At 57.3% G+C, this 22,451-nt stretch carries 22 protein-coding genes and 1 riboswitch; of the genes, 10 read left to right on the forward strand and 12 right to left on the reverse strand.

What is annotated here, in order from left to right; genetic code table 11:
* Positions 1-123 precede the first annotated feature (123 nt).
* From RUE5091_RS05515 to RUE5091_RS05530, 4 genes are all read right to left on the reverse strand, one after another.
* Positions 124-729, reverse strand: a complete 606-nt coding sequence (locus RUE5091_RS05515) for an inner membrane-spanning protein YciB (protein ID WP_058281105.1) — start codon at positions 727-729, stop codon at positions 124-126.
* Positions 730-745: 16 nt separating this feature from the next.
* Positions 746-1,648, reverse strand: a complete 903-nt coding sequence (locus RUE5091_RS05520) for an EamA family transporter (RefSeq protein WP_058280892.1) — start codon at positions 1,646-1,648, stop codon at positions 746-748.
* A gap of 88 nt (positions 1,649-1,736) precedes the next feature.
* Entirely contained in the window at positions 1,737-2,900 is a 1,164-nt protein-coding gene (ftsY, locus tag RUE5091_RS05525; protein WP_058280893.1) for a signal recognition particle-docking protein FtsY, read from the reverse strand.
* A 58-nt stretch (positions 2,901-2,958) separates the two neighbouring features.
* The gene (locus tag RUE5091_RS05530; protein ID WP_058280894.1) at positions 2,959-3,597 is read right to left on the reverse strand and encodes a lysoplasmalogenase family protein; all 639 of its coding nucleotides are present in this window, start codon (positions 3,595-3,597) and stop codon (positions 2,959-2,961) included.
* Between the two features lie 127 nt (positions 3,598-3,724).
* On the opposite strand from RUE5091_RS05530, the gene RUE5091_RS05535 reads away from it, so the two are divergent.
* On the forward strand, positions 3,725-4,120 hold the full coding sequence (locus RUE5091_RS05535) for a hypothetical protein (protein WP_058280895.1): 396 nt from the start codon (positions 3,725-3,727) through the stop codon (positions 4,118-4,120).
* 7 nt (positions 4,121-4,127) lie between these two features.
* On the opposite strand, the gene xseA is transcribed toward RUE5091_RS05535, so the two are convergent.
* A complete protein-coding gene (gene xseA / locus RUE5091_RS05540) occupies positions 4,128-5,621 on the reverse strand; it encodes an exodeoxyribonuclease VII large subunit (RefSeq protein WP_058280896.1) in 1,494 nt (497 codons plus the stop codon).
* Positions 5,622-5,696: 75 nt separating this feature from the next.
* Between xseA and purD the strand changes: the two genes are divergently transcribed.
* On the forward strand, positions 5,697-6,959 hold the full coding sequence (gene purD / locus RUE5091_RS05545) for a phosphoribosylamine--glycine ligase (RefSeq protein WP_058280897.1): 1,263 nt from the start codon (positions 5,697-5,699) through the stop codon (positions 6,957-6,959).
* Between the two features lie 95 nt (positions 6,960-7,054).
* On the opposite strand, the gene RUE5091_RS05550 is transcribed toward purD, so the two are convergent.
* Together RUE5091_RS05550 and RUE5091_RS05555 are read right to left on the reverse strand one after the other, a co-directional pair.
* Complete coding sequence (locus tag RUE5091_RS05550; protein WP_058280898.1) at positions 7,055-7,837, reverse strand: FG-GAP repeat domain-containing protein; 783 nt, start codon at positions 7,835-7,837, stop codon at positions 7,055-7,057.
* On the reverse strand, positions 7,837-8,160 hold the full coding sequence (locus RUE5091_RS05555) for a 2Fe-2S iron-sulfur cluster-binding protein (RefSeq protein ID WP_058280899.1): 324 nt from the start codon (positions 8,158-8,160) through the stop codon (positions 7,837-7,839). Before RUE5091_RS05555 ends, RUE5091_RS05550 begins: the two co-directional genes overlap by 1 nt.
* A 127-nt stretch (positions 8,161-8,287) precedes the next feature.
* Between RUE5091_RS05555 and RUE5091_RS05560 the strand changes: the two genes are divergently transcribed.
* Positions 8,288-8,659, forward strand: a complete 372-nt coding sequence (locus tag RUE5091_RS05560) for an OB-fold nucleic acid binding domain-containing protein (protein WP_058280900.1) — start codon at positions 8,288-8,290, stop codon at positions 8,657-8,659.
* 4 nt (positions 8,660-8,663) lie between these two features.
* Here RUE5091_RS05560 and RUE5091_RS05565 read toward each other — a convergent pair whose 3' ends face one another.
* The 3 genes from RUE5091_RS05565 to RUE5091_RS05575 form a co-directional block, all read right to left on the reverse strand.
* A complete protein-coding gene (locus RUE5091_RS05565) occupies positions 8,664-9,425 on the reverse strand; it encodes an extensin-like domain-containing protein (protein ID WP_058280901.1) in 762 nt (253 codons plus the stop codon).
* Positions 9,426-9,718: 293 nt separating this feature from the next.
* Positions 9,719-10,483 (reverse strand): sulfotransferase domain-containing protein, encoded by a 765-nt coding sequence (locus tag RUE5091_RS05570; RefSeq protein WP_058280902.1) that lies wholly within the window; start codon positions 10,481-10,483, stop codon positions 9,719-9,721.
* Between the two features lie 295 nt (positions 10,484-10,778).
* On the reverse strand, positions 10,779-11,468 hold the full coding sequence (locus RUE5091_RS05575; protein WP_058281106.1) for a glutathione S-transferase N-terminal domain-containing protein: 690 nt from the start codon (positions 11,466-11,468) through the stop codon (positions 10,779-10,781).
* A gap of 203 nt (positions 11,469-11,671) precedes the next feature.
* Positions 11,672-11,749: riboswitch (SAM riboswitch) on the forward strand.
* Between the two features lie 65 nt (positions 11,750-11,814).
* Between RUE5091_RS05575 and metZ the strand changes: the two genes are divergently transcribed.
* The 5 genes from metZ (at position 11,815) to RUE5091_RS05605 (ending at position 18,271) form a co-directional block, all read left to right on the forward strand.
* A complete protein-coding gene (gene metZ, locus RUE5091_RS05580; protein ID WP_058280903.1) occupies positions 11,815-13,005 on the forward strand; it encodes an O-succinylhomoserine sulfhydrylase in 1,191 nt (396 codons plus the stop codon).
* Between the two features lie 146 nt (positions 13,006-13,151).
* Entirely contained in the window at positions 13,152-14,255 is a 1,104-nt protein-coding gene (gene folE2 / locus RUE5091_RS05585) for a GTP cyclohydrolase FolE2 (protein ID WP_058280904.1), read from the forward strand.
* A 256-nt stretch (positions 14,256-14,511) separates the two neighbouring features.
* A complete protein-coding gene (locus tag RUE5091_RS23055; protein WP_131726278.1) occupies positions 14,512-15,198 on the forward strand; it encodes a hypothetical protein in 687 nt (228 codons plus the stop codon).
* Positions 15,199-15,248: 50 nt separating this feature from the next.
* The gene (locus RUE5091_RS05600) at positions 15,249-16,697 is read left to right on the forward strand and encodes a TrkH family potassium uptake protein (RefSeq protein ID WP_058280907.1); all 1,449 of its coding nucleotides are present in this window, start codon (positions 15,249-15,251) and stop codon (positions 16,695-16,697) included.
* Entirely contained in the window at positions 16,697-18,271 is a 1,575-nt protein-coding gene (locus RUE5091_RS05605) for a thiamine pyrophosphate-binding protein (RefSeq protein ID WP_058280908.1), read from the forward strand. Before RUE5091_RS05600 ends, RUE5091_RS05605 begins: the two co-directional genes overlap by 1 nt.
* A gap of 50 nt (positions 18,272-18,321) precedes the next feature.
* Here RUE5091_RS05605 and RUE5091_RS05610 read toward each other — a convergent pair whose 3' ends face one another.
* Positions 18,322-20,061, reverse strand: a complete 1,740-nt coding sequence (locus RUE5091_RS05610) for a serine protease (RefSeq protein WP_058280909.1) — start codon at positions 20,059-20,061, stop codon at positions 18,322-18,324.
* 205 nt (positions 20,062-20,266) lie between these two features.
* Here RUE5091_RS05610 and RUE5091_RS05615 point away from each other — a divergent pair, with 205 nt between their 5' ends.
* On the forward strand, positions 20,267-21,196 hold the full coding sequence (locus tag RUE5091_RS05615) for a glycine--tRNA ligase subunit alpha (protein WP_058280910.1): 930 nt from the start codon (positions 20,267-20,269) through the stop codon (positions 21,194-21,196).
* A gap of 8 nt (positions 21,197-21,204) precedes the next feature.
* On the opposite strand, the gene RUE5091_RS05620 is transcribed toward RUE5091_RS05615, so the two are convergent.
* A complete protein-coding gene (locus tag RUE5091_RS05620; RefSeq protein WP_058280911.1) occupies positions 21,205-21,837 on the reverse strand; it encodes a MarC family protein in 633 nt (210 codons plus the stop codon).
* 91 nt (positions 21,838-21,928) lie between these two features.
* On the opposite strand from RUE5091_RS05620, the gene RUE5091_RS23520 reads away from it, so the two are divergent.
* Positions 21,929-22,450: a DUF6446 family protein gene (locus tag RUE5091_RS23520; RefSeq protein ID WP_058280912.1), complete on the forward strand. Its 522-nt coding sequence runs from the start codon at positions 21,929-21,931 to the stop codon at positions 22,448-22,450.
* Position 22,451 lies beyond the last annotated feature (1 nt).

Below are 22,451 nucleotides of genomic sequence, written 5' to 3' on the forward strand. Positions count from 1 at the left end.
GCTGTGAGTGACTTGGTGGTGCCACAACCTTCCACAGCTAAAGCCTTAAGCCAAGGTTTTTGTCGGTTCTACCCGACAATCCCTTGTAAACGCATGAGGCGAACGCCGTCTAAAGTGGCTCATCTACTGGTGGTCAGGGTCATCCATATAGCCTTGCAGCAGATTGAATTGCAGCATTAGAAAAACCATCAGCGCGATGGGAAAGGCAAAAGTCTCAATTTTTACCCACAGGTCAGTAGACATTGTTCGCCAGACAAATTCGTTGGCTGCGGCGAGAACCGCGAAACAGCCGCACAGCCGTCGGGTCAGGATCATCCAGCCCTCGTGGCGCATCGGCAGCATCTCGTCCAGAACATAGGCGAGGTAGGATTTGCCCTGCAACAGACCGATACCAAGCATGATCGAAAAGAATCCGTAGACCAGCGTGGTTTTCATTTTGAAAAACCGCTCATCATTGAACCAGGCGGTCAGACCTCCAAAGAAAATGACCATTATAGCGGTAAAAATCTGTATCCTGCTGAGCTTGCCAGTCAGAAACCAAAGTACCCCCATAGCCGCCAGCATCAGCGGCACGAAAAGGATGGTAGCAACGATAAAGCCGGAATATTCGATGCCACCGATCAGGAAGCTATCGTCGCGCAGGCGCAGGTAGATGAAGAAGAAGGCCAATGGGGGGCCAAGCTCCAGCACCTGTTTCAGAAACGGGTTGATCTCTTTTTTGCCTGTCATAACGGTTTCCTGCTGCTTACCCGCCCATTTCAACTATTACGGCGCCCAATGCAATCAATGCCATCAGCGCAATCCGCCTTGGCCCCACGGTTTCTTTCAGCACCAGCCAGCCGATCAGGGCTGCGAAGACGGTTGAGGTTTCGCGCAGAACGGCTGCTTCGCCAACCTTGTCGAGCCTTGTGGCCAGCATGATGGCTCCGAAAGACATGGGGGCGATTATGCCGCCTGCAAGGCCGCGCAGCATCAGTGGTCCGATAGCTGGACGGTTGATCATCGCACGCCATCTGAGAAAAGCGTAGAAGGGCATGGTCGCGCCGTCGATCATGAAGAACCACGCCAGAAAAGTGAACGGATCGGCGGTGGCGCGGATGCCATAGGCGTCGTAGGTGGTATAGAGCGCCACGAACAGGCCGGTCGCAACGGCCAATACCAGCGCAATACCCAGCGTTTCTCGATTGGTTTCAAGAAACCGAAGGTTGTAGGCGGCCAATCCGAAGATACCGGCCAGCAGAACGCCCACGCCGAACCATTGTGTGCCGGTAAAGGTTTCTCCGAACAGCAGATAGGCGCCGATGACAGTGAACAGCGGGCCGGTGCCGCGGACAACCGGGTAGACGACGGTGTAAGAGCCTTTGGTATAAGCCATCGCTTGCAGGACCTTGTAGGCGATGTGGATCAGCCATACGACAGCAAAGATCGGCCACATATAGGGTTCAGGCCATGGCACCACGAAAAAGGCAAACGGCGCGGCCATCAAACAATAGCTTGCGTCAATTGCGCCACGCGATAGCCAGGGATCGTGGCGACCTTTTTGCAGGGCTCCGAAAACCGCGTGCAGGAAAGCCGCCATCAGGGCAAGCCCAAGGGCAAGTTCGTGGCCTGCTTCTGTGCCTTCCAGAGAGATCAGCCAGTCGCTCAAGTATCAGATCTTTTCGCTGAGTGGAGAGTCTGGGGGTTTTCCAACGCCACACCTCCGGAGGAATATTGGGGCCAGATGAAGTATCGGATCAGGATTGACCCAGACCGGTGAGCGCGGCGGCGAATTCTTCGGGATCAAAGGGCGCGAGGTCGTCGATCTGCTCTCCGACACCGATGGCGTGGATGGGCAGGCCGAACTTGTCCGCCAACGCGACCAGGACGCCGCCTTTGGCGGTACCGTCGAGTTTCGTCATTACCAGGCCCGAGACATCTGCCAGATTGCGGAATGTTTCCACCTGGCTCAGCGCGTTCTGACCGGTGGTGGCGTCCAGCACCAGCAAAGTGTTGTGCGGTGCAGTTTCGTCCTTCTTGCGGATGACGCGAACGATCTTGGCCAGTTCTTCCATCAGGTCGGCACGGTTTTGTAAGCGGCCGGCGGTGTCGATCATTAGCAGGTCGGCACCGTCCTCTTGCGCCTTGGTTAGTGCGTCAAAGGCAAGGCTGGCCGGGTCTGACCCTTCGGGGGCGGTCAGGACAGGAACGCCTGCGCGTTCCCCCCAGACTTGCAACTGTTCGACAGCGGCGGCGCGAAAGGTGTCTCCGGCGGCGATCACGACCTTTTTGCCTGCGGATTTGAACTGGCTGGCCAGTTTACCGATTGTGGTGGTCTTGCCTGACCCGTTCACGCCGACGACCAGTACCACTTGCGGGCGTTTGGGGTAGATGGGCAGGGGTTTGGCGACCGGCTCCATCACGCGGGCGACTTCCTGCGCCAGAAGTTGTTTGATTTCCTGCGTCGAGAGTTTACGACCAAAGCGCCCCTCGGCCATGTTCGCGGTGACGCGCAGGGCAGTGTCGACACCCATATCTGATGCGATCAGCAGCTCTTCGAGCTGTTCCAGCATGTCGTCATCCAAGGTGCGACGCACGGCGATTTTCGCCTCGCTGCGCCCGAACAACCGACCCAGAACGCCCTTGGAGGGGGCTGCTTCGGGCGGCGGGGGCGCAGGTGTCGGATCAACAGGCGCGGGCTCGGGCACCTCGACCGGCTGCGGTGCTGGCGCAGGTTCGGGCACTTCGGGAACTGGTTGCGGAACTTCCGGCACAGGTTCGGGCTGCGGCTCAGGCTCGGGGATGATCGGATCGGGTGCAGTCGTTTCCTCGCCGCCATCTTCAACAATGGCCTCAAGCCCCTGTTCGAGGCGGGACGAGGATTTGAACAACTTGTCCTTGAGCTTTGAGAAAAACGCCATTTTTAGTCTCCGCAGGTGTTCCCCTCACCTAATGCGGATTTGCGGCAGTTGCAAAGGGTCAGAGGAGCGCGACTAGCAAACCGGCTTGCGCGCCCCAATAAAGCGGCCAGACCAGATAAGGGGTGATCTTAAGGGCAGGGTGGTTGGGGGGCAGCAGAAACTTCTCGGTTGCCAGGATTAGGTCCGAAGCGATGAAGGCCAGGGCCGCAGGCAGGGCCCACCGCAATGTCCCGGTTTCGGGCAGGGACAGAACGGTAATCCCCATCCCTAGGATGATCGGGATATAGCCTAGCACGGGGATTTTGAGCTCTCCGGCCCGCGGGGTCAGCAGGGTAGCGGCAACAATGCCAAGAATGATGAGTGACCAGAAATATCCGGGCCGGTCGAAAATCAGGGCTAGATTGCTTGCAGGATGGGTCAGAAACAGGGCGACATAGGCCAGATGACCTGCGGCAAAAGCCCCGATTCCAGCCATAAAGGTGCTGTCCGTCTCGCGCGACAACAGTGCGTCGCCGATGGTGCAAAAAAACAGTGCGGCGACCAGAAGAAGCGGACTTGCACCCAGCAAGGCGATCACGGCCAGTAGGGCGACAGAGGCTGTCTTCAGCACTGTTCGTAAGGTGCTGGCGGGGCGCGGTGACAACGGCAGATAAGCCACGGCACAGGCGGCTGCGAGCCAAAAAAGTACAGTCGTCATGTAAATCCCCCTTGTTTTCCGCAGCTTGTGACAGCTTGTTGATTCAACTCAACCGGTGACGTTGAGGCAGGCGGTTCTGCGGAAATGGTGATTGGCACGGCGCAAGGGCTTCTGACACAATACAATCATGCTCAGATTTCTTGCGATTCTTCTTTTGCTGCCCGCGTTTTCGGCGTCAGCCCAGTCGGCGTTGTCGGGGGCGGATTTCGATGAATATACGCGGGGGAAAACCCTGTTTTATGGTTTTCAGGGGCAGGTTTACGGTGTCGAGCGATACCTGCCCAACCGACGCGTCATCTGGTCGTTTCTAGATGGCGATTGCAAGCATGGCGTCTGGTACGAACAGGACGGTCAGATCTGTTTCATCTACGAAGACCGTTTGGATCCGCAATGCTGGCAGTTCACCCGGTCAGGGAACGGGCTGATTGCACAATTCGAAGGTGATCCGGAAGAAACAGAACTCTACGAGGCCGAGGATGTCGATGAAGAGATGATCTGTCATGGGCCGGATGTAGGCGTTTAAGACGCGCTCAGAACAAAGAACCCTGATCCGGTGCGTCCTTTTTCGGTGTTTTCTTCGGTGCGGGTCGGTGGCCAGCAGTTTGACCGGTGGTGAGCACGCCATCGGCGAACTCGATCTGCAGTGAGTCATGCTGCGCAGCCTGAGCTTTCGTTGTGACAACCTGATCGTCGGCTCGGACTACGGTGTATCCACGCTGTAACGTGGCCTTGTAGCTGAGCGTTTCGCGCAGGCGGTCCGTGGCGTCCAACTGTCGCCGCATCCGATCCAGGCGCGTTGTCTGGGCTGCATTCATACGTTCCACCAGCCGGGTGACTGTCTGGCGTTGCATCTCGATCTCGCGCTGGATGGGCCGCAGAGATAGGCGCGAGGACAGGTTCCTCACCGCTTCCTGACGGCTTGAAACCAGATTGCGCAGGGTCGAAGGGCGCAGATGGGCGGACAGTTTCACCACTTGCAGATGACGGTTCTGTACGCCGCGTTCCAGCGCTGGGGTCAAGCGATCTGCAATTAAATCAAGTCGTTGTCGAGGGTTGTTCAATAGGCTGTCCGGACGTGGCAACGCGCGGGACAGATCGCGCAGGCGCTGCGAGCGCCGTTGGACCGCATCTGTTGCGGCACGGGACAGACGTGCACCTTGTTCGCCCGTCCAAGCCAGCAGCTCTATCCGCACGGGCACGGCCAGTTCGGCGGCCGCAGTCGGAGTAGGCGCGCGACGGTCCGAGACATAGTCGATCAGCGTCGTATCCGTCTCATGCCCAACGGCCGAGATCAGCGGGATATCTGATCCCGCAGCGGCGCGAGCGACGATTTCCTCGTTAAAGCCCCACAGGTCTTCGATCGACCCGCCACCTCGGGCGACGATGATCAGATCGGGGCGGGGCAAAGCGCCTCCGGGCGTCAGTTGGTTGAAGCCGTTGATCGCATTCGCAACTTCTGGGGCGCAGTTCGATCCCTGCACGGCAACTGGCCAGATCAGAACCTTGCGCGGGAACCGATCCCGCAAACGGTGCAGAATGTCCCGTATGACCGCCCCTGATGGAGAGGTCACAACACCGATAACCTTCGGCAGGTAAGGCAAGGGTTTCTTACGCTCGGGATCAAACAGCCCCTCGGCCTCAAGCTGTTTCTTGCGTTTCTCCAGCAACGCCATCAGCGCACCTTGCCCGGCAACGGCGACCTCGTCGACGTTCAGGTTGTATTTCGACTGCGCGCCAAAGGCGGTCAGACGTCCGGTAACGACAACCTCAAGCCCTTCTTCGGGGACAACGGACAGGTTTGAGACCTGACCTTTCCACGTGGTGCAGGCCAGCACGTTCCGATCATCCTTGATGTCGTAATACAGATGCCCTGACCGTGCTTTGAACACGCGCCCGACCTCGCCGCGCACACGGATCCGGCCAAACGTGCCTTCGAGCGTGCGTTTCACCTCGCCCGAGATGTCCGAGACGGTGTATTCAGGGGTGTTTTGGCCGGGAATGGGGTCGTCAAGCAGGTCGGACATTTCAGCGCCTTGTGTCAAATGCCCGGCCAGCTTAGAACGCCCGCAAGGCGAGGCCAAGCAGATCGGAGAGCATTCATGAATATCCTTATTCTCGGCAGTGGTGGGCGGGAACACAGCCTGGCCTGGGCGGTGATGCAGAACCCCAAATGTGACCGCCTGATCGTGGCTCCCGGCAATGCCGGGATTGCGCAGATCGCTGATTGCGCCGCACTGGATATCGAGAACGGTGGCGACGTCGTCAGTTTTGCCGAAGAAAACGCGATTGATTTCGTGATTGTCGGCCCCGAAGCGCCCTTGGCTGCAGGTGTGGCGGATCGACTTCGTGAGGCGGGCGTGTTGGTTTTTGGGCCTTCTGCGGCGGCAGCCCAGTTGGAGGCGTCGAAAAGTTTCACCAAGGAAATCTGCGATGCGTCGGGCGCACCGACCGCAGCCTATGCGCGGTTTACCGAAGCTGAACCAGCCAAAGCCTATATTCGCGAACAAGGGGCTCCGATTGTCGTCAAGGCCGACGGATTGGCCGCAGGCAAGGGCGTGATCGTGGCGATGGATGACCAAACCGCTTTGGACGCTATCGACGATATGTTCGGTGGCGCGTTTGGCGGGGCTGGGGCTGAGGTGGTCATCGAAGAGTTCATGGACGGCGAAGAGGCGTCTTTGTTCGTGCTGTGTGATGGTGAGAACATCCTGTCCGTCGGCACCGCACAGGACCACAAGCGCGTGGGAGAAGGTGATACCGGCCTGAACACCGGCGGTATGGGAGCGTATTCTCCGGCACCAGTTCTGAGCGCCGAGATCGAAGAGCGCGCGATGGAAGATATCGTCAAGCCTACCGTTGCTGAGATGAAGCGTCGCGGTATGCCGTTTCAAGGTGTGCTCTATGCTGGTTTGATGATCAAGGACGGCCAGCCCCGCCTTGTGGAATACAACGTGCGTTTTGGTGATCCCGAATGCCAGGTTCTAATGATGCGCCTTGGCGCTCAGGCGATGGACCTGATGCATGCCGCAGCCGAAGGTCGGTTGGGCGAGGCGCGGGTGAACTGGGCGGATGATCATGCTTTGACTGTGGTGATGGCTGCGAATGGTTATCCAGGATCGTATGAAAAAGGTAGCGTGATAAACGGTCTGGAAGGTTTTCCTGAAGATAGCGGGAATATGGTGTTCCATGCTGGAACCAAAGCTTCGGGGGGGCAAATTGTGGCCTCGGGCGGCCGCGTTCTGAACGTCACCGCGCGCGGTGGCTCGTTGCAGGAGGCACGGGATCGTGCCTATGGGGCGGTTGACGGTATTGACTGGCCTGATGGGTTCTTTCGCCGCGATATCGGCTGGCGGGCGCTGTAAACCAAAAGGCTCACGCGCTCTGACGCTGCATCAAAGATGCGTCGCCAAAGGCTTTGGGCCGGGCAGCCCGCCGACGCGGGCTGCGGTCGGTTCTATTAGGGGCAGGTTAGAGCCCATTTCATTGCAGTAGGGGTGAAGGGCAGTAGTTCCTGTTGTTTCCAGCCATCGTCGTAACTGACACTGACAATGTTGCTCCAGTCGGCGTTGACCACAATCATCTCACGGTTTCCTCTGCATTTGCGAATGCCGCCGGTGATGAAATCTTCACCGATCCGGTGATTGGTCAGACCGGGCAGAGTTGCGATCTCGGTTAGTGCGCCATTCTGAAAGCGCCAGATCCGCAGGGTTTTGGCCAGATGGGGTCGGTCGATGTAAGCGATCTCGACTAGACCATCGCCATCCAGATCTGCTGCACCGATTGGGGCGAGCCAGCGGAAACGGGTCCCTATGTGGGGCGTGGCGGCGATCTTTTTTCCGCGTGCATCATAGATTGCGAGTTGTGCCCCGGTATGGACGCTGGACTCTACGACGATTACTTCGAATCTGCCGTCGAGATCAACGTCGACAATACGTGGCGCGATGTCTTCGAAGACGCGATCAAGCGGTAACTTGATGGTCAGAGCCGAGCGCCTATAGAGCAGGGTTGCCGTCAGCCCCTGCGCCGCGTTGCTAACGGTGATCTCAAGCGCGCCGTATTCAACGTCATCCCCAAGAACGCCATGGGTATAACGGTTAGTCGGGTCGGTAAATCGGGCAGAAGTAATAGTGTCGGCAACGGCAGGTATTGCCCCCGCAAGCCACAAGCTCGACGCCAGCATCGCGCCGCGAACCCGACGTCGCCACTGGCGAACGGGCAAACGCGGCGCTTGGGAAAGCATCAGATCTGCTTTTCGGGCATCTGGACTACCAGACCGTCCAGCTCATCCGTGACCTTGATCTGGCAGGTCAGGCGTGAACGGGCAGGGTCAGGCTCATAGGCAAAATCCAGCATATCTTCTTCCATGTCATCCTTGGTCGGGACTTTCTCGACCCAGTCGGGGTGGATGTAGACATGGCAGGTCGAACAGGCGCAGGCGCCGCCGCAATCGGCCTCGATGCCGGGGATGTTGTTGTCACGGGCTCCTTCCATGACGGTCAGTCCGTTGGCGACCTCGACTGTATGTTCGGTACCGCCGTGCTCGACATAGGTGATCTTTGCCATTGCGTGCGTCTTCCTTTTTCGATTGTCGAATTCTTCCTTAGTGAAGGCAATTCCGTCTTTCCAGTACCATTTGCGACTCAGTACGCCATGTCTGGACTTTCTTGCTGTTTGTTCTATTTTTGTTCTCATGCTTGTTGTCCCTGTTCACCCTGCTGTTTCAAACCGGAACTGGCCGCGCCCGCCGGCCTGCTTGCCAGCCAACCGGCTGGACGACCCGCCCGAGGGCGCGCGTGTTACCGTCGCCGGGCTGGTGATCCTGCGGCAGAGGCCGGGGACAGCCAAGGGGGTGATCTTTGTCACGCTTGAGGATGAGACCGGCATCGTGAACGTGGTGGTCTGGCGCAAGATTTACGAACAGTTCCGCCGCGCGGTGATCTCGGGGCGGTTGTTGCGGGTCACCGGCCGGATGCAGCGGGCGCATTCCGTGACCCATGTGATCGCCGAAGAGATTGAGGATATTTCATCAATGCTGGATGTGCTGGTACGCAGGGAAGGCTAGGTCACTAGCGGCAAACAGATCCACTGCGGCGGTGCGCCGTGTCAAAATGGAAATGCCCTTTGTGATAACGGTCAGCGTCAGGGCCCAGCACCGTGCCGAACAGACCGCAAGCACCAGCGTGAAGCTCGTGCATAACATCGCTTGTTTCTTCGCCAGTCCAACCGTCGCGCACGGTGATCACGGTGCCATCCGCCAGTATGAAGGATGAGATATCAATTGCACGGCCCCGGGCGTGTTCTGACATCCGCGCATATGGCTGGTTGTTTTGTGTTTTGCACGCGTAGTGACCAGCCAGACGTATTCCTTTCAAACCGCCGCCCTGATCCGCAAAGGCCGGTTTGGCCGTGCTTTCCAGCCATGTCTTAAGGGTAATGGCCGTTTCGCAATCCATCAGCGCCAACTGGCTGAGAAAGATGTCGGACACCACACGGATGCGCACCGGTTCGATAATGCCGCATCCCTGAAACTTTCCTCTAAAGGGCTTTCGATTCTCGCCGATTATAGTCCAATCACCACATACCGCACCACGATCGCGCATCCGTTCACGACCGATTTCGATCTGACGAAACTTGCAAGGACGCAGTCGCGGTCTGGGGGAGGCTGTCAGTTCCCGTTTTGCCGGAGAGGCGGCTGGATCTTCTTCTAAGACTTCGGCCGGTTCAAACACCACGAGTTCGGATGTCGGAATCTGTGAGTGGTCGTCACAATCTGGTGCTGCACCCGCCGCGCCAGAACAGAGAACAAGAAAGGTAACCAAAATACGCATAAAATCAGTGTCCTACAGGGTCATATTAAAGTCTATTGACTGATCTCAAGGTATTAATGACCTGGGTATCGGGCAGGGTTATGACTTTTCTTCTTCGGCTTAAAGGCAAACTATAACAAGGATTTCTTGTTCCCGAAACAGGATGCTCTGACCCCACTCATAAGGATTGTTTGCGTGAAATTTGGTGCGGTACGAGCAACCGATCCGAGTTTTGGAACGCGCTGTGCAATTGAAAGAGGGTTTGGGCAATACCTGTTAGATAGGGGCCAGGATAGCCAAGCCGTATTTTGATCCTACTCAAGAAAGAATTTCGGATCATATCCTAGTTTTCTGCAGTCATCCCCTCGATACTTCACAAATCTAGCGATTTGTTCCTCACTCAAATAATCTCTGAAGTTCTTGAGCTTTTGCTTCCAAAAAAACCTGCCATTCAACTGAGTGGTCGATTTCGCACTCTTGATACCCTGGTTTAGATCGAAGCGCTTCAAGCCCACCCAGTCATTGAGAAAAGACAAAGTGGAATAGGAATCCTCCATTAAGTCTTCGTAGCGGATTAATTTGACGTTCGGGTTCTTCTCAGCACGATCCTTCCAGGTAAAGTTGTGCTGGAAATATGAGCCGGAGACAGGGAAGGTATGAACGTGACCCAAGACAATGAAAGCTGAGAGGTACTGATCCAGAATCTCGCTCCCCTTGATTTCATCCACACTTGAAAAAGGAATTGGGGCTTTTTTTCTTACGTTCTCCGATATGAAATTCATATAGGACAGGAATACGTCCAGTGGATTTCTGCGTATGTGGATTACGTTATTTGTATTAAACTCAATCCCATCTTGCTCTCGGATAAAGTTTAATCCGTGATATTTATAGAATCTTACTTTTCGCGAACCCTGAGGGGTATCGGTCAGATTTTCTTCAAAATATTTTGCGTTTCCAATGGGGTTCCCGTGAAGACCCGGAACTGTATCAGGGTTAGCTGCGAAAGCTCCGGCAATAATGTAACGAACCCAGGTGTTTCCGGATTTTGGAAACGAGTAAATTCCGATTGTCTTATTCATTGTTGGGGTGCTCTGGATGCAAGTTATAGACTGGGCTTTATCGAAACCCGAGTGAATGGTCTAGTCCGGCCCGCTTACCAGACACAATTCTCACGCATTTTCTAGGTCTATCTACAGGGCGCGGATCTTTGGCCCATGCTTCGATTTAAGGCAGCGCGAATGAATCCAACCCGGAATCCAGGATTGGCGAAGCGCGGAAGTTCATTGCGGGAACACTTCTTTTCCGTCAACGCTCTTGCAGCATCATCCTCTGGCGACTTTGCTGTGCAAAAAATTCTGGGCTGAGAGTTGGCGGTTAACGTTTAAACAAGGTCTCCTGCGCCTGCTTACCCCGATGATCCCCGCGTAATTCTGCATACAGCGCGCGACCGGCCTGAACGCCGGGGCGCCTGCTGACCGCTTCCAACCAGCGGGTAAAGTGGGGTTTATCCTCAAGCACTTGCTGCTGTCCTTCCCACAAGCTCGCCCAGCCCCAGATAGATATGTCCGCGATCGAATAGAAGTCACCTGCGACATATTCATGGTCAGCCAGACGACGATCAAGAACGCCGTACAAACGTCCGACCTCGGAGCGATATCGATCCTGGGCGTACGGCAAATCCTGCGGCGGGTCCATGTAGGGCGCATATTTCAGAAAATGATGCGCCTGACCGGCCATCGGGCCAACACCACCCATCTGCCACATCAGCCATTCTTCAACTGCGATCCGGTCACGCTCGGTCTTGCCGTAAAAGCGTCCGGTCTTGCGGGCGAGATACATCAGGATTGCCCCACTTTCGAACACTGAAACGGGCGCTCCGTCCGGACCATCCGGGTCGACGATGGCGGGCATGCGGTTGTTTGGCGAAATCTTCAGGAACTCAGGTTCGAACTGGTCGCCCTTGCCGATATTGATCAGATGAGTGGTGTAGGGCAGCTCCATCTCTTCCAAAGCGATGGACGCTTTCCAGCCATTTGGCGTGGGCCAGAAATACAGGTCGATCATGACGTCTCCTAAGGTTGAGGAGATCATGAAGCTTTCTGTGTCAACGGCAAGAGCCCATTGCTGAAGGCAAAAGCAAAAAGCTGTTACCAGCGGCGGAAAATACACGACAAGCGCCAATTAGAATGCCCGGTAGGTCGGCTATTACAGAATCGCGAAGTTGCCCTTGTCAGGGTTGACGTGAAAGCGAACGCGGCGTAAGGGCAACACCACTACGTGGCGATTTGTTACCGGATTGCGGGCCACGCTAAACAAAACCGCTAAAAGGTCAGGATGAAAGGCCCCTTTCGCTTGACCGCGTCTGGGGTTTTTTTGATGCCCTTGCCAGTCAAGGGTCGAGAGGAATGACATGAGCGAAAGCTGGAAAAAACGCACCCAAGCCGTCCATGGCGGCATCCGTCGCAGTCAATATAATGAGGTCAGCGAGGCGATTTTCCTGACCCAAGGGTTCGTCTACGACAATGCTGAACAGGCCGAGGCGCGGTTCCTGGAATGCGGCCCGGATGACTTCATCTATGCCCGCTATGGCAACCCCACCGTGTCGATGTTCGAGCAGCGCATCGCAGCGCTGGAAGGGGGCGAGGACGCATTCGCCACGGCCTCCGGTATGGCGGCTGTGAATGGTGCGCTGACTTCAATTTTGAAGGCGGGCGACCATATCGTTTCGGCAAAGGCGCTGTTTGGTTCGTGTCTCTATATCGTCGAGACCATCCTGACCCGGTTCGGGGTGGACGTCACCTATGTGGACGGCACCGATCTGGAACAATGGAAGGCAGCCATCCGGACGGACACCAAGGCGGTGTTCTTCGAATCCATGTCGAACCCGACTCTTGAAGTGATTGATATTGCCTCTGTTGCCGAGCTGGCCCACGCGGCCGGAGCGCTGGTGATTGTGGACAATGTCTTTTCCACTCCGGTGTTTTCGCGCGCCATCGAGCAAGGTGCGGATGTGGTGATCTATTCCGCGACCAAACATATCGACGGGCAGGGTCGTGCATTGGGTGGTGTCATCATCGGCACCAAAGACTTCATCCGCGGTACGGTCGAGCCCTACATGAAGCACACCGGCGGCGCGCTCAGTCCGTTCAACGCCTGGATCATGCTAAAAGGTATTGAGACAATGACGCTGCGGGTCAATGCGCAGGCTGAGACGGCTCAGATCTTGGCTGAAGCACTGGAAGGACATGCTGCGCTGGAGCGCACCTTGTATCCCGGTCTGAAAACGCATCCGCAGAATGCACTGGTTCAGTCACAGCTGGGCGGCAAGGGCGGCACCGTTCTGGCACTGGACATCAACGGCGGGAAAAAGGCCGCGTTTGCCTTCCTCAACGCGCTGACGATTCCCGTGATCTCGAACAACCTGGGCGACACCAAGTCGATTGCAACGCATCCGGCGACCACGACGCACCAGCGTCTGAGCGATGAGCAGAAAGACGAGCTGAGCATCACGCCAGGTCTGATCCGCCTGTCCATCGGTCTGGAAGACTCTGGCGATCTGCTGGCCGATATCAAGCAGGCGCTGGACGTTTCGCAGCGATAAATCCGTATTCACGTTGACGCACAGGGCGCAGGTGTTGCGCCCTGTGTTAATATTCATCCAGGCTTTGTTTTTGCGCGTATAAGGTTAGACTGGAAAATCTGCCGATCCCGTATATATTCCGGCGACCAACCAAGGAGCCCCGTTCGATGAACGTGCACCCCCGCAGCATTGAAGACGCACCTGATAAAGATGACGCCGCCGCCGCGCTGAAGACGCTGCGCAAATGGGCCGAGTCCGCGACCGAAGCTGAAATCAGTCAGCTTGATCCGGCTGTTGCGCGTCTGGTGCCCGGGGTTGTTCCGGTGAATTACCCTTCGCTGTCGCGGGAATATGCCGAGAACTTCAAAGTTGATGCAGCCTATCGTGCATCACTGCCGGACCTACAGAACGGGCCATCCAGCCTGATCCGTGGGGCCAAACAGCAAATTCAGCATGTAGGCATTTCCAATTTCCGCCTGCCGATCCGGTTTCACCGTAAGCATGGTGACGACCTGACGCTTGAGACTTCGGTCACCGGTACCGTCAGTCTTGAGGCGGAAAAGAAGGGCATAAACATGTCCCGCATCATGCGTTCGTTCTACAAACATGCCGAGCGCACGTTCAGCTTTGAAGTCATTGAAGCCGCGCTGAACGACTATATGACCGATCTGGACAGTTTTGATGCACGGATACAGATGCGATTTTCTTACCCGGACCGGGTGGAAAGCTTGCGCTCGGGGCTGGCGGGGTATCAATACTACGACATCGCGCTGGAGTTGGTGGAACAAAACGGCGTGCGCCAGAAGATTATCCACCTGGATTACGTTTATTCTTCGACTTGCCCATGTTCGCTTGAGCTGAGCGAACACGCGCGGTCTACGCGAGGGCAATTGGCGACGCCGCATTCTCAGCGTTCTGTCGCGCGGATTTCCGTTGTTTTGGATTGCGAGGCGGATTGCCTGTGGTTCGAGGACCTGATCGCATTGTGCCGTCGTGCGGTGCCGACGGAAACGCAGGTGATGGTCAAACGCGAGGATGAACAAGCCTTTGCCGAGTTGAACGCTGCCAATCCGATCTTTGTCGAAGATGCCGCACGTCTGTTCTGCGCCGAACTTCTGGCCGATCATCATGTTGGTGATTTCCGGGTGGTGGCCAGCCATCAGGAAAGCCTGCACAGCCATGACGCAGTGTCGGTTCTGACCGAGGGGCCAACTTTTGTTTCGCCCAGTCTGGACCCCCGGCTATTCACGACCCTGTTCCACGTCGGGTAAGTCTCAATTTGATCCAATTGGCGAAATTTTGCCGCACCGCAGCAAAATTTCTGCACCCGCAGTGTGTTTCGCGCTAGACTGGCGTGGAATGCAGCCGTGGTGTGTGTGCCTGCCAGCCCTCAGACCACTCTGATAGGAAGCCGTGACGTGCGACGCCCGGGGATTTCAGGTCTTGTACATCCGTCCCAGAGAACGGGGCGGGGCAGGATCGTTCTTTCCTTTGAAGGTTGCATCGCTTTTACAGGAGATATGACTCATGAATCCGATTACCCAACCGCTTGAGTTTCAGGCGGCGGCTATTCGAATGGCCGGTTACGCGGTCAGTAACCAACTGAAGATCATGCAAATATTGGCAAACTCGGCCATGGAGTTGCCTTTCGTTCCAGTGCAGGCCCTGCATGCGTCATGCTCGGCTCCCGCGTCGGCAGAGAAGAAGCCCGAGTTCAAGTCCAAAGCTGCAGTTACCAAGCCAACGGCGAAAGCCAAGCCGAAACCCAAGCCGAGCGTTCAGGCCAAGAGGAAAACGACTCCTAAAGCCGAATCGCCAATGCCATCGGTGGCAAAAACGGCGGCCAAGCCCACAGTTACAAAGACTGAGCCTAAAGTCGTAGCTGCCAAGGCCGAGGTGAAACCCGTCCTGCCCAAACCTGCGGCACCAAAAGCAACGGCCAAACCTGCGGCACCAAAAGCAACGGCCAAACCTGCGGCACCAAAAGCAGCGGCCAAGCCTGCTGCGCCAAAAGCAATGGCCAAGCCTGCTGCGCCCAAGGCACATGCCGCGAAACCGGCTGCACCTGCGACAACGCCGACAAGCCCAAAAGTTGCGGTTAAGCCAGTGGCGCCCTTGGCGAGCACAACCAAACCTTCGGCACCTCAAAGCCGAACGCGCGCGCCTTCGAAACCACCCGTGATGCCCACACCCGTCAGCAAAACCGACGAGTAAACGGGACATCCGCTTGACACAGTCGTGCAGGCGCGCCAACGCTGCGCCTCATGACGGACATGCGCCCGGTTGGATATGTGATTGGCCTGTTGGTCGCCATTCTTGGGGCGACCATGATGCTGCCCTTGCTTGCGGATCTCATCGAAGGCCGCGGCGAATGGCATGTGTTTCTGGAAAGTGGCATCATCACCATGCTGACGGGCATTGTTCTGTCCATCAGCTGTTCGAACGGGGTGGGCGAAGGTCTGACTATCCGTCAGACCTTTTTGCTGACCACCGGTGTCTGGGTAGCGCTGCCCTTTTTCGGTGCAATCCCGTTTCTTTTTGGCGAGACCGAGCTGCGCTTTGTTGACGCCTATTTCGAAGCGATGTCGGGTCTGACAACCACTGGTTCGACCGTCATCTCCGGACTTGATGATCTGCCACAGGGCTTGCTGCTGTGGCGTGGGTTGTTGCAATGGCTGGGCGGCATCGGCATCATTGTTGTCGCCATGGTGTTCCTGCCCGAACTTCGCGTGGGGGGGATGCAAATCTTCCGGTCGGAAGGTTTTGAAACCATGGGGAAAATCCTGCCACGCGCGCAAGAGATCGCGGGGCAGATTTCCCTGATCTACGTTTTTCTGACCTTTGTATGCATGCTCGTCTATACCGGTTTGGGGATGGGCTTCTTTGACGCCATCGTGCATGCGATGACAACGATCGCGACCGGAGGTTTTTCGAACTATGATACGTCCTTCGCCAGCTTTTCCGGACCGACGGAATATGCAGCGGCGGTCTTTATGATCCTCGCGGCGTTACCCTTCGTGCGTTACGTTCAGTTTGCCAACGGCAACACAAACTCTCTGTGGCAGGACAGCCAAATACAGACCTTCCTTGTGACGATCCTTGTGTTGGTCGTGGTCATGGCAGTGTTTCTGACCACGGTCTTTCCGCATCATTGGGAACAGGCGTTTCGGGAATCGCTGTTCAACATCACGTCGATCATTTCAGGCACAGGTTATGCCAGCGTCGACTATATGACCTGGGGCAGCTTCCCGGTCATGCTGTTCTTTCTGATCGGCTTGATCGGCGGTTGCGCGGGCTCGACTGCCTGTTCGATCAAGATTTTCCGGTATCAGTTGCTGTTTGCGTCGATCAAAACCCAAATTCGTCGCATCCGCTCGCCCCACGGTGTCTTTACCCCGCAATATGGCGGACGCACGATCGGGACGGATGTTCTGACCTCGGTGATGAGCTTTTTCATGTTCTTCGTGCTGTCGTTGGGCGTGCTGGCCTGGGCGCTTGCGCTGACAGGGCTGGATTTCATCACTTCGGTTTCGGGGGCTGCGACGGCACTGGCCAATGTGGGACCGGGGCTGGGCAGCCAGATCGGCCCAGCAGGGAATTTTGCCGAGTTGAATGACACTGCCAAATGGCTGTTGTCCATCGGCATGCTTGTCGGACGGCTGGAGTTGCTGGCCGTCTACGCGTTGTTTACCGTCCAATTCTGGAGAAATTGATGGAAAGACCCTTGGGTGCCCAGATATCGCATATGTTGAAAGATCGGGGTGTTGACGTGATTTTCGGCATCCCCGGTGTTCACAATCAGGAAATGTATCGCGGCATCGAAGAGGCAGGCATCACGCATGTACTGGCCCGGCACGAACAGGGGGCGGGTTTCATGGCTGATGGCTATGCCCGCGCAACCGGCAAGCCGGGCGTGGCCTATGTGATCACCGGGCCGGGGCTGTGCAATATCATGACACCGATGGGGCAGGCCTATGCGGATTCGGTGCCCTTGTTGGTGATGTCGTCGTGTCTGGACGAAACACAGGCGGTGCATGGGCAATTGCATCAGATGAAGGATCAACGCGGGGCGGCTGAAACCGTGACTGACTGGTCGCGGCAGGCCAATTCCGCACAGGCCGCCTATGGGTTGGTCGAGTGCGCCTTTGAAGAATTCGAACTGTCCCGCCCGCGCCCCAAACATATTCAGGTACCGATTGCCCAGCTTGAAGCCGATGCCGACCCTGCGCCATTTCCCAATCAGCCGGGGTTGCGCACCAAGGTTTTGCCGCCCGATATTGCTCCGGTCATGTCTTTGTTGAATATCGCGCGCAGACCGCTGTTCATTCTGGGTGGCGGGGCGCGCTCCAATCTGTGGCGGCAAATTTTGACAGAACTGGGCGCGGCCTGTTTCACAACATTTGCCGGGCGCGGGATGGCCGGGCAGGGCTATGCGCTGGATTTTGGCGCCATGCTGACGCGCCCCGGCAGCGCCGAGGTGATCGGGTCCGCCGATCTGGTAATCGCGGTAGGCGCGGAACTGGGCGAGGTTGACCTGTGGCGCGACACGCTGGGGCACAGCACCCATCTGGTGCGCGTCGATCTTGATCCTAAGGTTCTGTCTGATCACCATCGTGCTGGCATCAAGCTGCAAGCCGATGGGGAAAGCTTTGCGCATGCCTTGTGGGGTGCGATTGACAAGGTGAAACCCGCAACGGGTTGGGCTCCGGAAGAAATCACCGAGGCGCGCAGACGCTGGCGCGCCGAGGTAGATGCCGAGCGGCCGAGAATCGTTCCGGTGCTTGATGCTCTGCGCGATGCCATGCCTGCGGATACGATGATCTATTCCGACATGACCCAAATCGCCTATACCGGGAAAGAGGTCTGGGATATGGCCTACCCCTATCACTGGCACCACCCAACCGGGTTTGGCACTTTGGGATATGGCTTGCCCGCTGGTATTGGCGGCGCGGTTGCCCGCCGGGGAAAACCAACAGCTGTGATCGCAGGGGATTATGGGTTTCACTATACAATGATGGAGCTTGGCGTAGCGGTCGAGCTGGGCCTTTCACTGCCCATTATCCTATGGGACAACGGCAAGCTGAAAGAGATCGAAGACAGTATGGTCCGAGGTCAGATCGCGCCGAACGCGGTAATCGCCCAAAACCCGGATTTCTGCAAACTGGCCGAAGCTTTTGGGGCCCTGTCTGCCGCGCCCACTAGTTTGGCAGAGATGCAGGCTGCCGTACGCGCTGCCTTTAATGCACCGGTTCCAACTCTGATCCGCATGACGCCTGATATCGTGTAGCCACAAAAAACGCCGCCCAACGGGGCGGCGTTCCTCTTTTGCAGATCAATTTAATCCCAACAATGCACCAGAACGGTCATGCCGTTGGCCCTGCGGCTGAGTTCATTGGGCGAGATCTCGGCGGTCGCTTGACCGGGTTGGCCTGACACGCCCGCCTGTTCAAGCGCGGCGTTCAACCGTTCCGCCGTGGCTGCCAAACTGACCGAAGCGGGCAGGGTGCGCCCGTCAGACGGGGTGGGCAACAGCATGCCGACAACTTGTCCGGCGCCGTCAAAAACAGGCCCACCCGCATCGCCCGGCTGAGCGGCCATCGCTAGACGTTTGACACCGTCTTCTCCGTTCAGGCCGCGCACGTCAGTGACCAGGCCATAGGTCAGCGTAGGAGCGCCCAGTGCGCCCTGATACGAAAAGCCCGACACTGCGACCTCGGATTGGATGCGCGGTTGATCGGTGCCAAATTCCGCGACGCTGATCGGCGCAAGGCTATTGCGGGGGCGGAGAACGGCTACGCCCAGATCAGCATCGGCCCAGGCGACCTGAACCTCTTGATCGTCGTTCAGGGTGATCCGGGTGCAGCTGTCGGTGGCCTCGGATACCGTCAGGATTGTACCGCTGGTATCGGTGAAAAAGCCGGACCGGGACAGGCGCGGCTTGCGGATTTGCAGGCCAGAAACAAGATCGATCCGTTGCTCGGCATTCGCCCCGGCCCCTGCGTCCAGAACAGCGCTGTTTGTGGTGAAGCTGGCCTTGAGCGCGGCCAGAACCCGTGCCCGGCGGGCCTCATCCCCTTCGGGCCAGACCAGCGTGAAGCCTTTGATCTGGCCGTCCTTCAGCGCGGCTTGGGTGTACGAGACAACACCGTTCCCGCGACCTTCCAGTGTAAAGCGATCGCCGCGCAGTTGTCGGGGCCCGTCCAGAGGAACGATCTCAAGCGACTGCATCACCTCGTACAGGGCGCGCAGGGTGGCCTTGTCGCCTTGCTGACTGATCAGCAACGCCTTGGCATCCAAGTCAGTGGTGCCTTTGAAATGCGCAAAGGGGGCCTCATAGCGGTCAAAGGCAATAACATCCAATGGCAGGTCCAGATCAATCCCGGCCTGCGGGTCTGAATAACGCGCCATGCCGACGCTGATCAGCGGCGCGTTATAGTCATCCATTAGCGACTTGCGCTGCGCTGTTGTCAGAACGCCGGTTGCTTCAAAGCCGTTGAAACGCTGCCAGTCACCCATCGAACGGCGCGTGCCCTGACCAAAGGCACCGTCAATTGTGGCGTTATAAAACCCTGCGGCCTGCAAGGCTGTCTGCAAATTCCGACGCTCTTGCGCAGTAAGCAGGCGTTCGGACTGTAGGGCCTGCGACCGGGTTTCATCTGCGGGCTCAGCCGACAATCCCGAGACAGTCGCTTCGGGTTGTGGAGTGTTTTCGACGGGCGGCGCCACCACGCCCCGGTCTAGGATGTTCGCCCCGACCGGCCAGAACTGCTGACCCAGAGAGCTGGTGAAGGCTATGTAGCTGTCAGCAGGTATCTGCCCTTCGGCCCGATAGACGTCCAGTACCTGCTGGGCATCACTGCGTAAATAAGGCCCGATAACAATGGCATACCAGCCAGAGTTCAGGCGAAATCCGTTTACGTCCGGCAGGAGGTTTGAATAAGCCTGCGCGCGCTCTTGTGCCTCGCGCAGCGAAGGGCGCGCCTCGACCTGAACCCAGACCCCAGCGTCCTGTTGCGCTGATACGGCGCCTGCGCCGATAGAAAATAGAAACAAAAATACAGTGAATATGCGTGTCATTGTCTGCCCGTGTTCGCAGTGTTTTAGCTTTGCGGCAGACTACGCGAATTGAACCGCAGAAAGCCATGCCTGGAATACGGGGAATTTCCAGTGTGGCGGTGCAGTGACAGCCTGACCCGATTGGCCCGTTGACGCCCCTTGGCCCCTTGCATAGGAAGGGCAAAACCGACCGGAACCGGGCGCAAACGTGCCCAAAGGGAATGTCATGACCGAACCGTTCAGCGCACCACGTTCTTTTCAGGAAATTATCCTGCGACTTCAGACCTATTGGGCCTCGAAGGGCTGCGCGATCCTGCAGCCCTATGACATGGAGGTTGGCGCAGGCACGTTCCACCCGGCCACCACGCTACGCGCCTTGGGGTCAAAACCGTGGGCAGCGGCCTATGTGCAGCCCTCGCGCCGCCCGACCGATGGGCGGTACGGAGAAAACCCCAATCGGTTGCAGCATTATTACCAGTACCAGGTACTGATCAAACCCAGCCCACCGGACTTGCAAGAGCTGTATTTGGGCAGTCTTCAGGCCATCGGTATCGACATGAATCTGCACGACATCCGCTTTGTCGAAGATGACTGGGAAAGCCCAACTTTGGGTGCCTGGGGTCTGGGCTGGGAAGTCTGGTGCGACGGTATGGAAGTCAGCCAATTCACTTATTTCCAACAGGTTGGAGGCCACGATTGTGCGCCAGTTTCGGGTGAGCTGACATATGGTCTGGAGCGTCTTGCAATGTATGTGCTGGGCATTGATCACGTGATGGACATGCCCTTCAACGATCCGCAGTCGCCCAGCCCGCTGACCTATGGCGATATCTTCAAACAGACCGAAGAGGAATACGCCCGCTGGAACTTTGACGTGGCCAACACCGAGGTTCTGCTGCGTCATTTCGAAGAGGCCGAGGTCGAATGCGCGGCCATTCTGGCGCAGGAACATGACGACCCCAAAACCGGCAAGCGTATTATCATGGCGCACCCGGCTTATGATCAGTGCATCAAGGCCAGCCACATCTTTAACCTTCTGGATGCGCGGGGCGTGATATCGGTTACGGAACGGCAGGCCTATATCGGCCGTGTGCGGGCGCTGGCCAAGCAATGCGCCGATGCGTTCGTGCAGACCGGGGCCGCCGGGTTCGAGGCCTGATGGCGCGCTCAGGCCAATCCCGGCAACAGCACTTTCAGGCCATCTGCGATCATACCGATTGCGATGGCCGACAGGATCATGCCCATGAAACGGCTCATGATCACGCGCGCGTTGTCGGACAGGCGTTTGGCCAAGGCCGAGGCGTTCCAGAATGTGATGAACAGCAGGAACAGGACCACCAGGAACACGCCTGCATAGATGATGGCGTCCATCGGTTTCGCGATATGGTGCGCGTACAGGATCAGCGTCGTGATCGTGCCGGGCCCGACCAGAATGGGAAAGGCCAGCGGGTAGAAGGCCACCGTCGCAGGTTCGGGGTAGGCTTGTTTTTCCCCTTTGGTTCCGTGGTGCGAGGTGCTTTCGTTGCCGTTCAGCATGTTCAGGCCGATCATCAGAACGACCAGCCCACCGGCGACGCGCAGATCATCGACACTGATCCCGAACAGGCCGAGCGTCTGGTTGCCAATGGCTGCAAACGCTCCGCCCAGGATCAGGCAGTACGTAGCGGTTTTCGCGGCGACCTTGCGCTGATCGGCGGGGGTCAGGCCGTCAGTAACGCTCAGGAAGACCGGCAGGTTGGTGATTGGGTTCATGATAGCAAAAAGCGCGCCGAAGAACCCAACGGCAAGGGTCATGTCCATTCGAAAAGCCTCGCTCCGACCTGTATCAGTTTGGAAACTGGCCTATTTTTTACCAATTTGAAAGAGGCCGCGTGATTGGGATGTTCAGAAGATGACCGGAAAACTGCTTGCAATCATCCTTCTTGTTTCCGCGGTGTTGGCCGGGGTGGGCATGTATTACCTGCAGGTCTACGGGTTCTACTATAACGTCGAGGCTAAACCGGGGAAGGACGTCGCTTTGCTGGTCGAAGGTGCAGATGAGTCCCAACCGATCCCATATTCGGCGTTTCAGGCGATCGATGCGAATAGCTCTCCGATCCGCTACCGGGCGTGTTTTGAGACTGAGATGACGACCGAAGAACTGGCAGTTTTTCAGCCGGCCGAAAACCCCGAACCTCTGACCGCGCCAGGTTGGTTTGAGTGTTACGACGCGGTTGCCATTGCCGAGGCCCTGAAGTCCGGGCAAGCACAGGCCTACGTAGGCGCCAAGAACATCCACTATGGCGTGGACCGCATCGTGGCCGTGACGTCAGATGGCAAAGGCTATGTCTGGCACGCACTGAACAATTGCGGTGAAAAGGCCTATGACGGCACCGTGGTGGGTGAGGAATGCCCGCCGCGACCCGAAAGCTGAG

The organism is Ruegeria denitrificans, assembly GCF_001458295.1.
GTDB lineage: Bacteria > Pseudomonadota > Alphaproteobacteria > Rhodobacterales > Rhodobacteraceae > Ruegeria > Ruegeria denitrificans.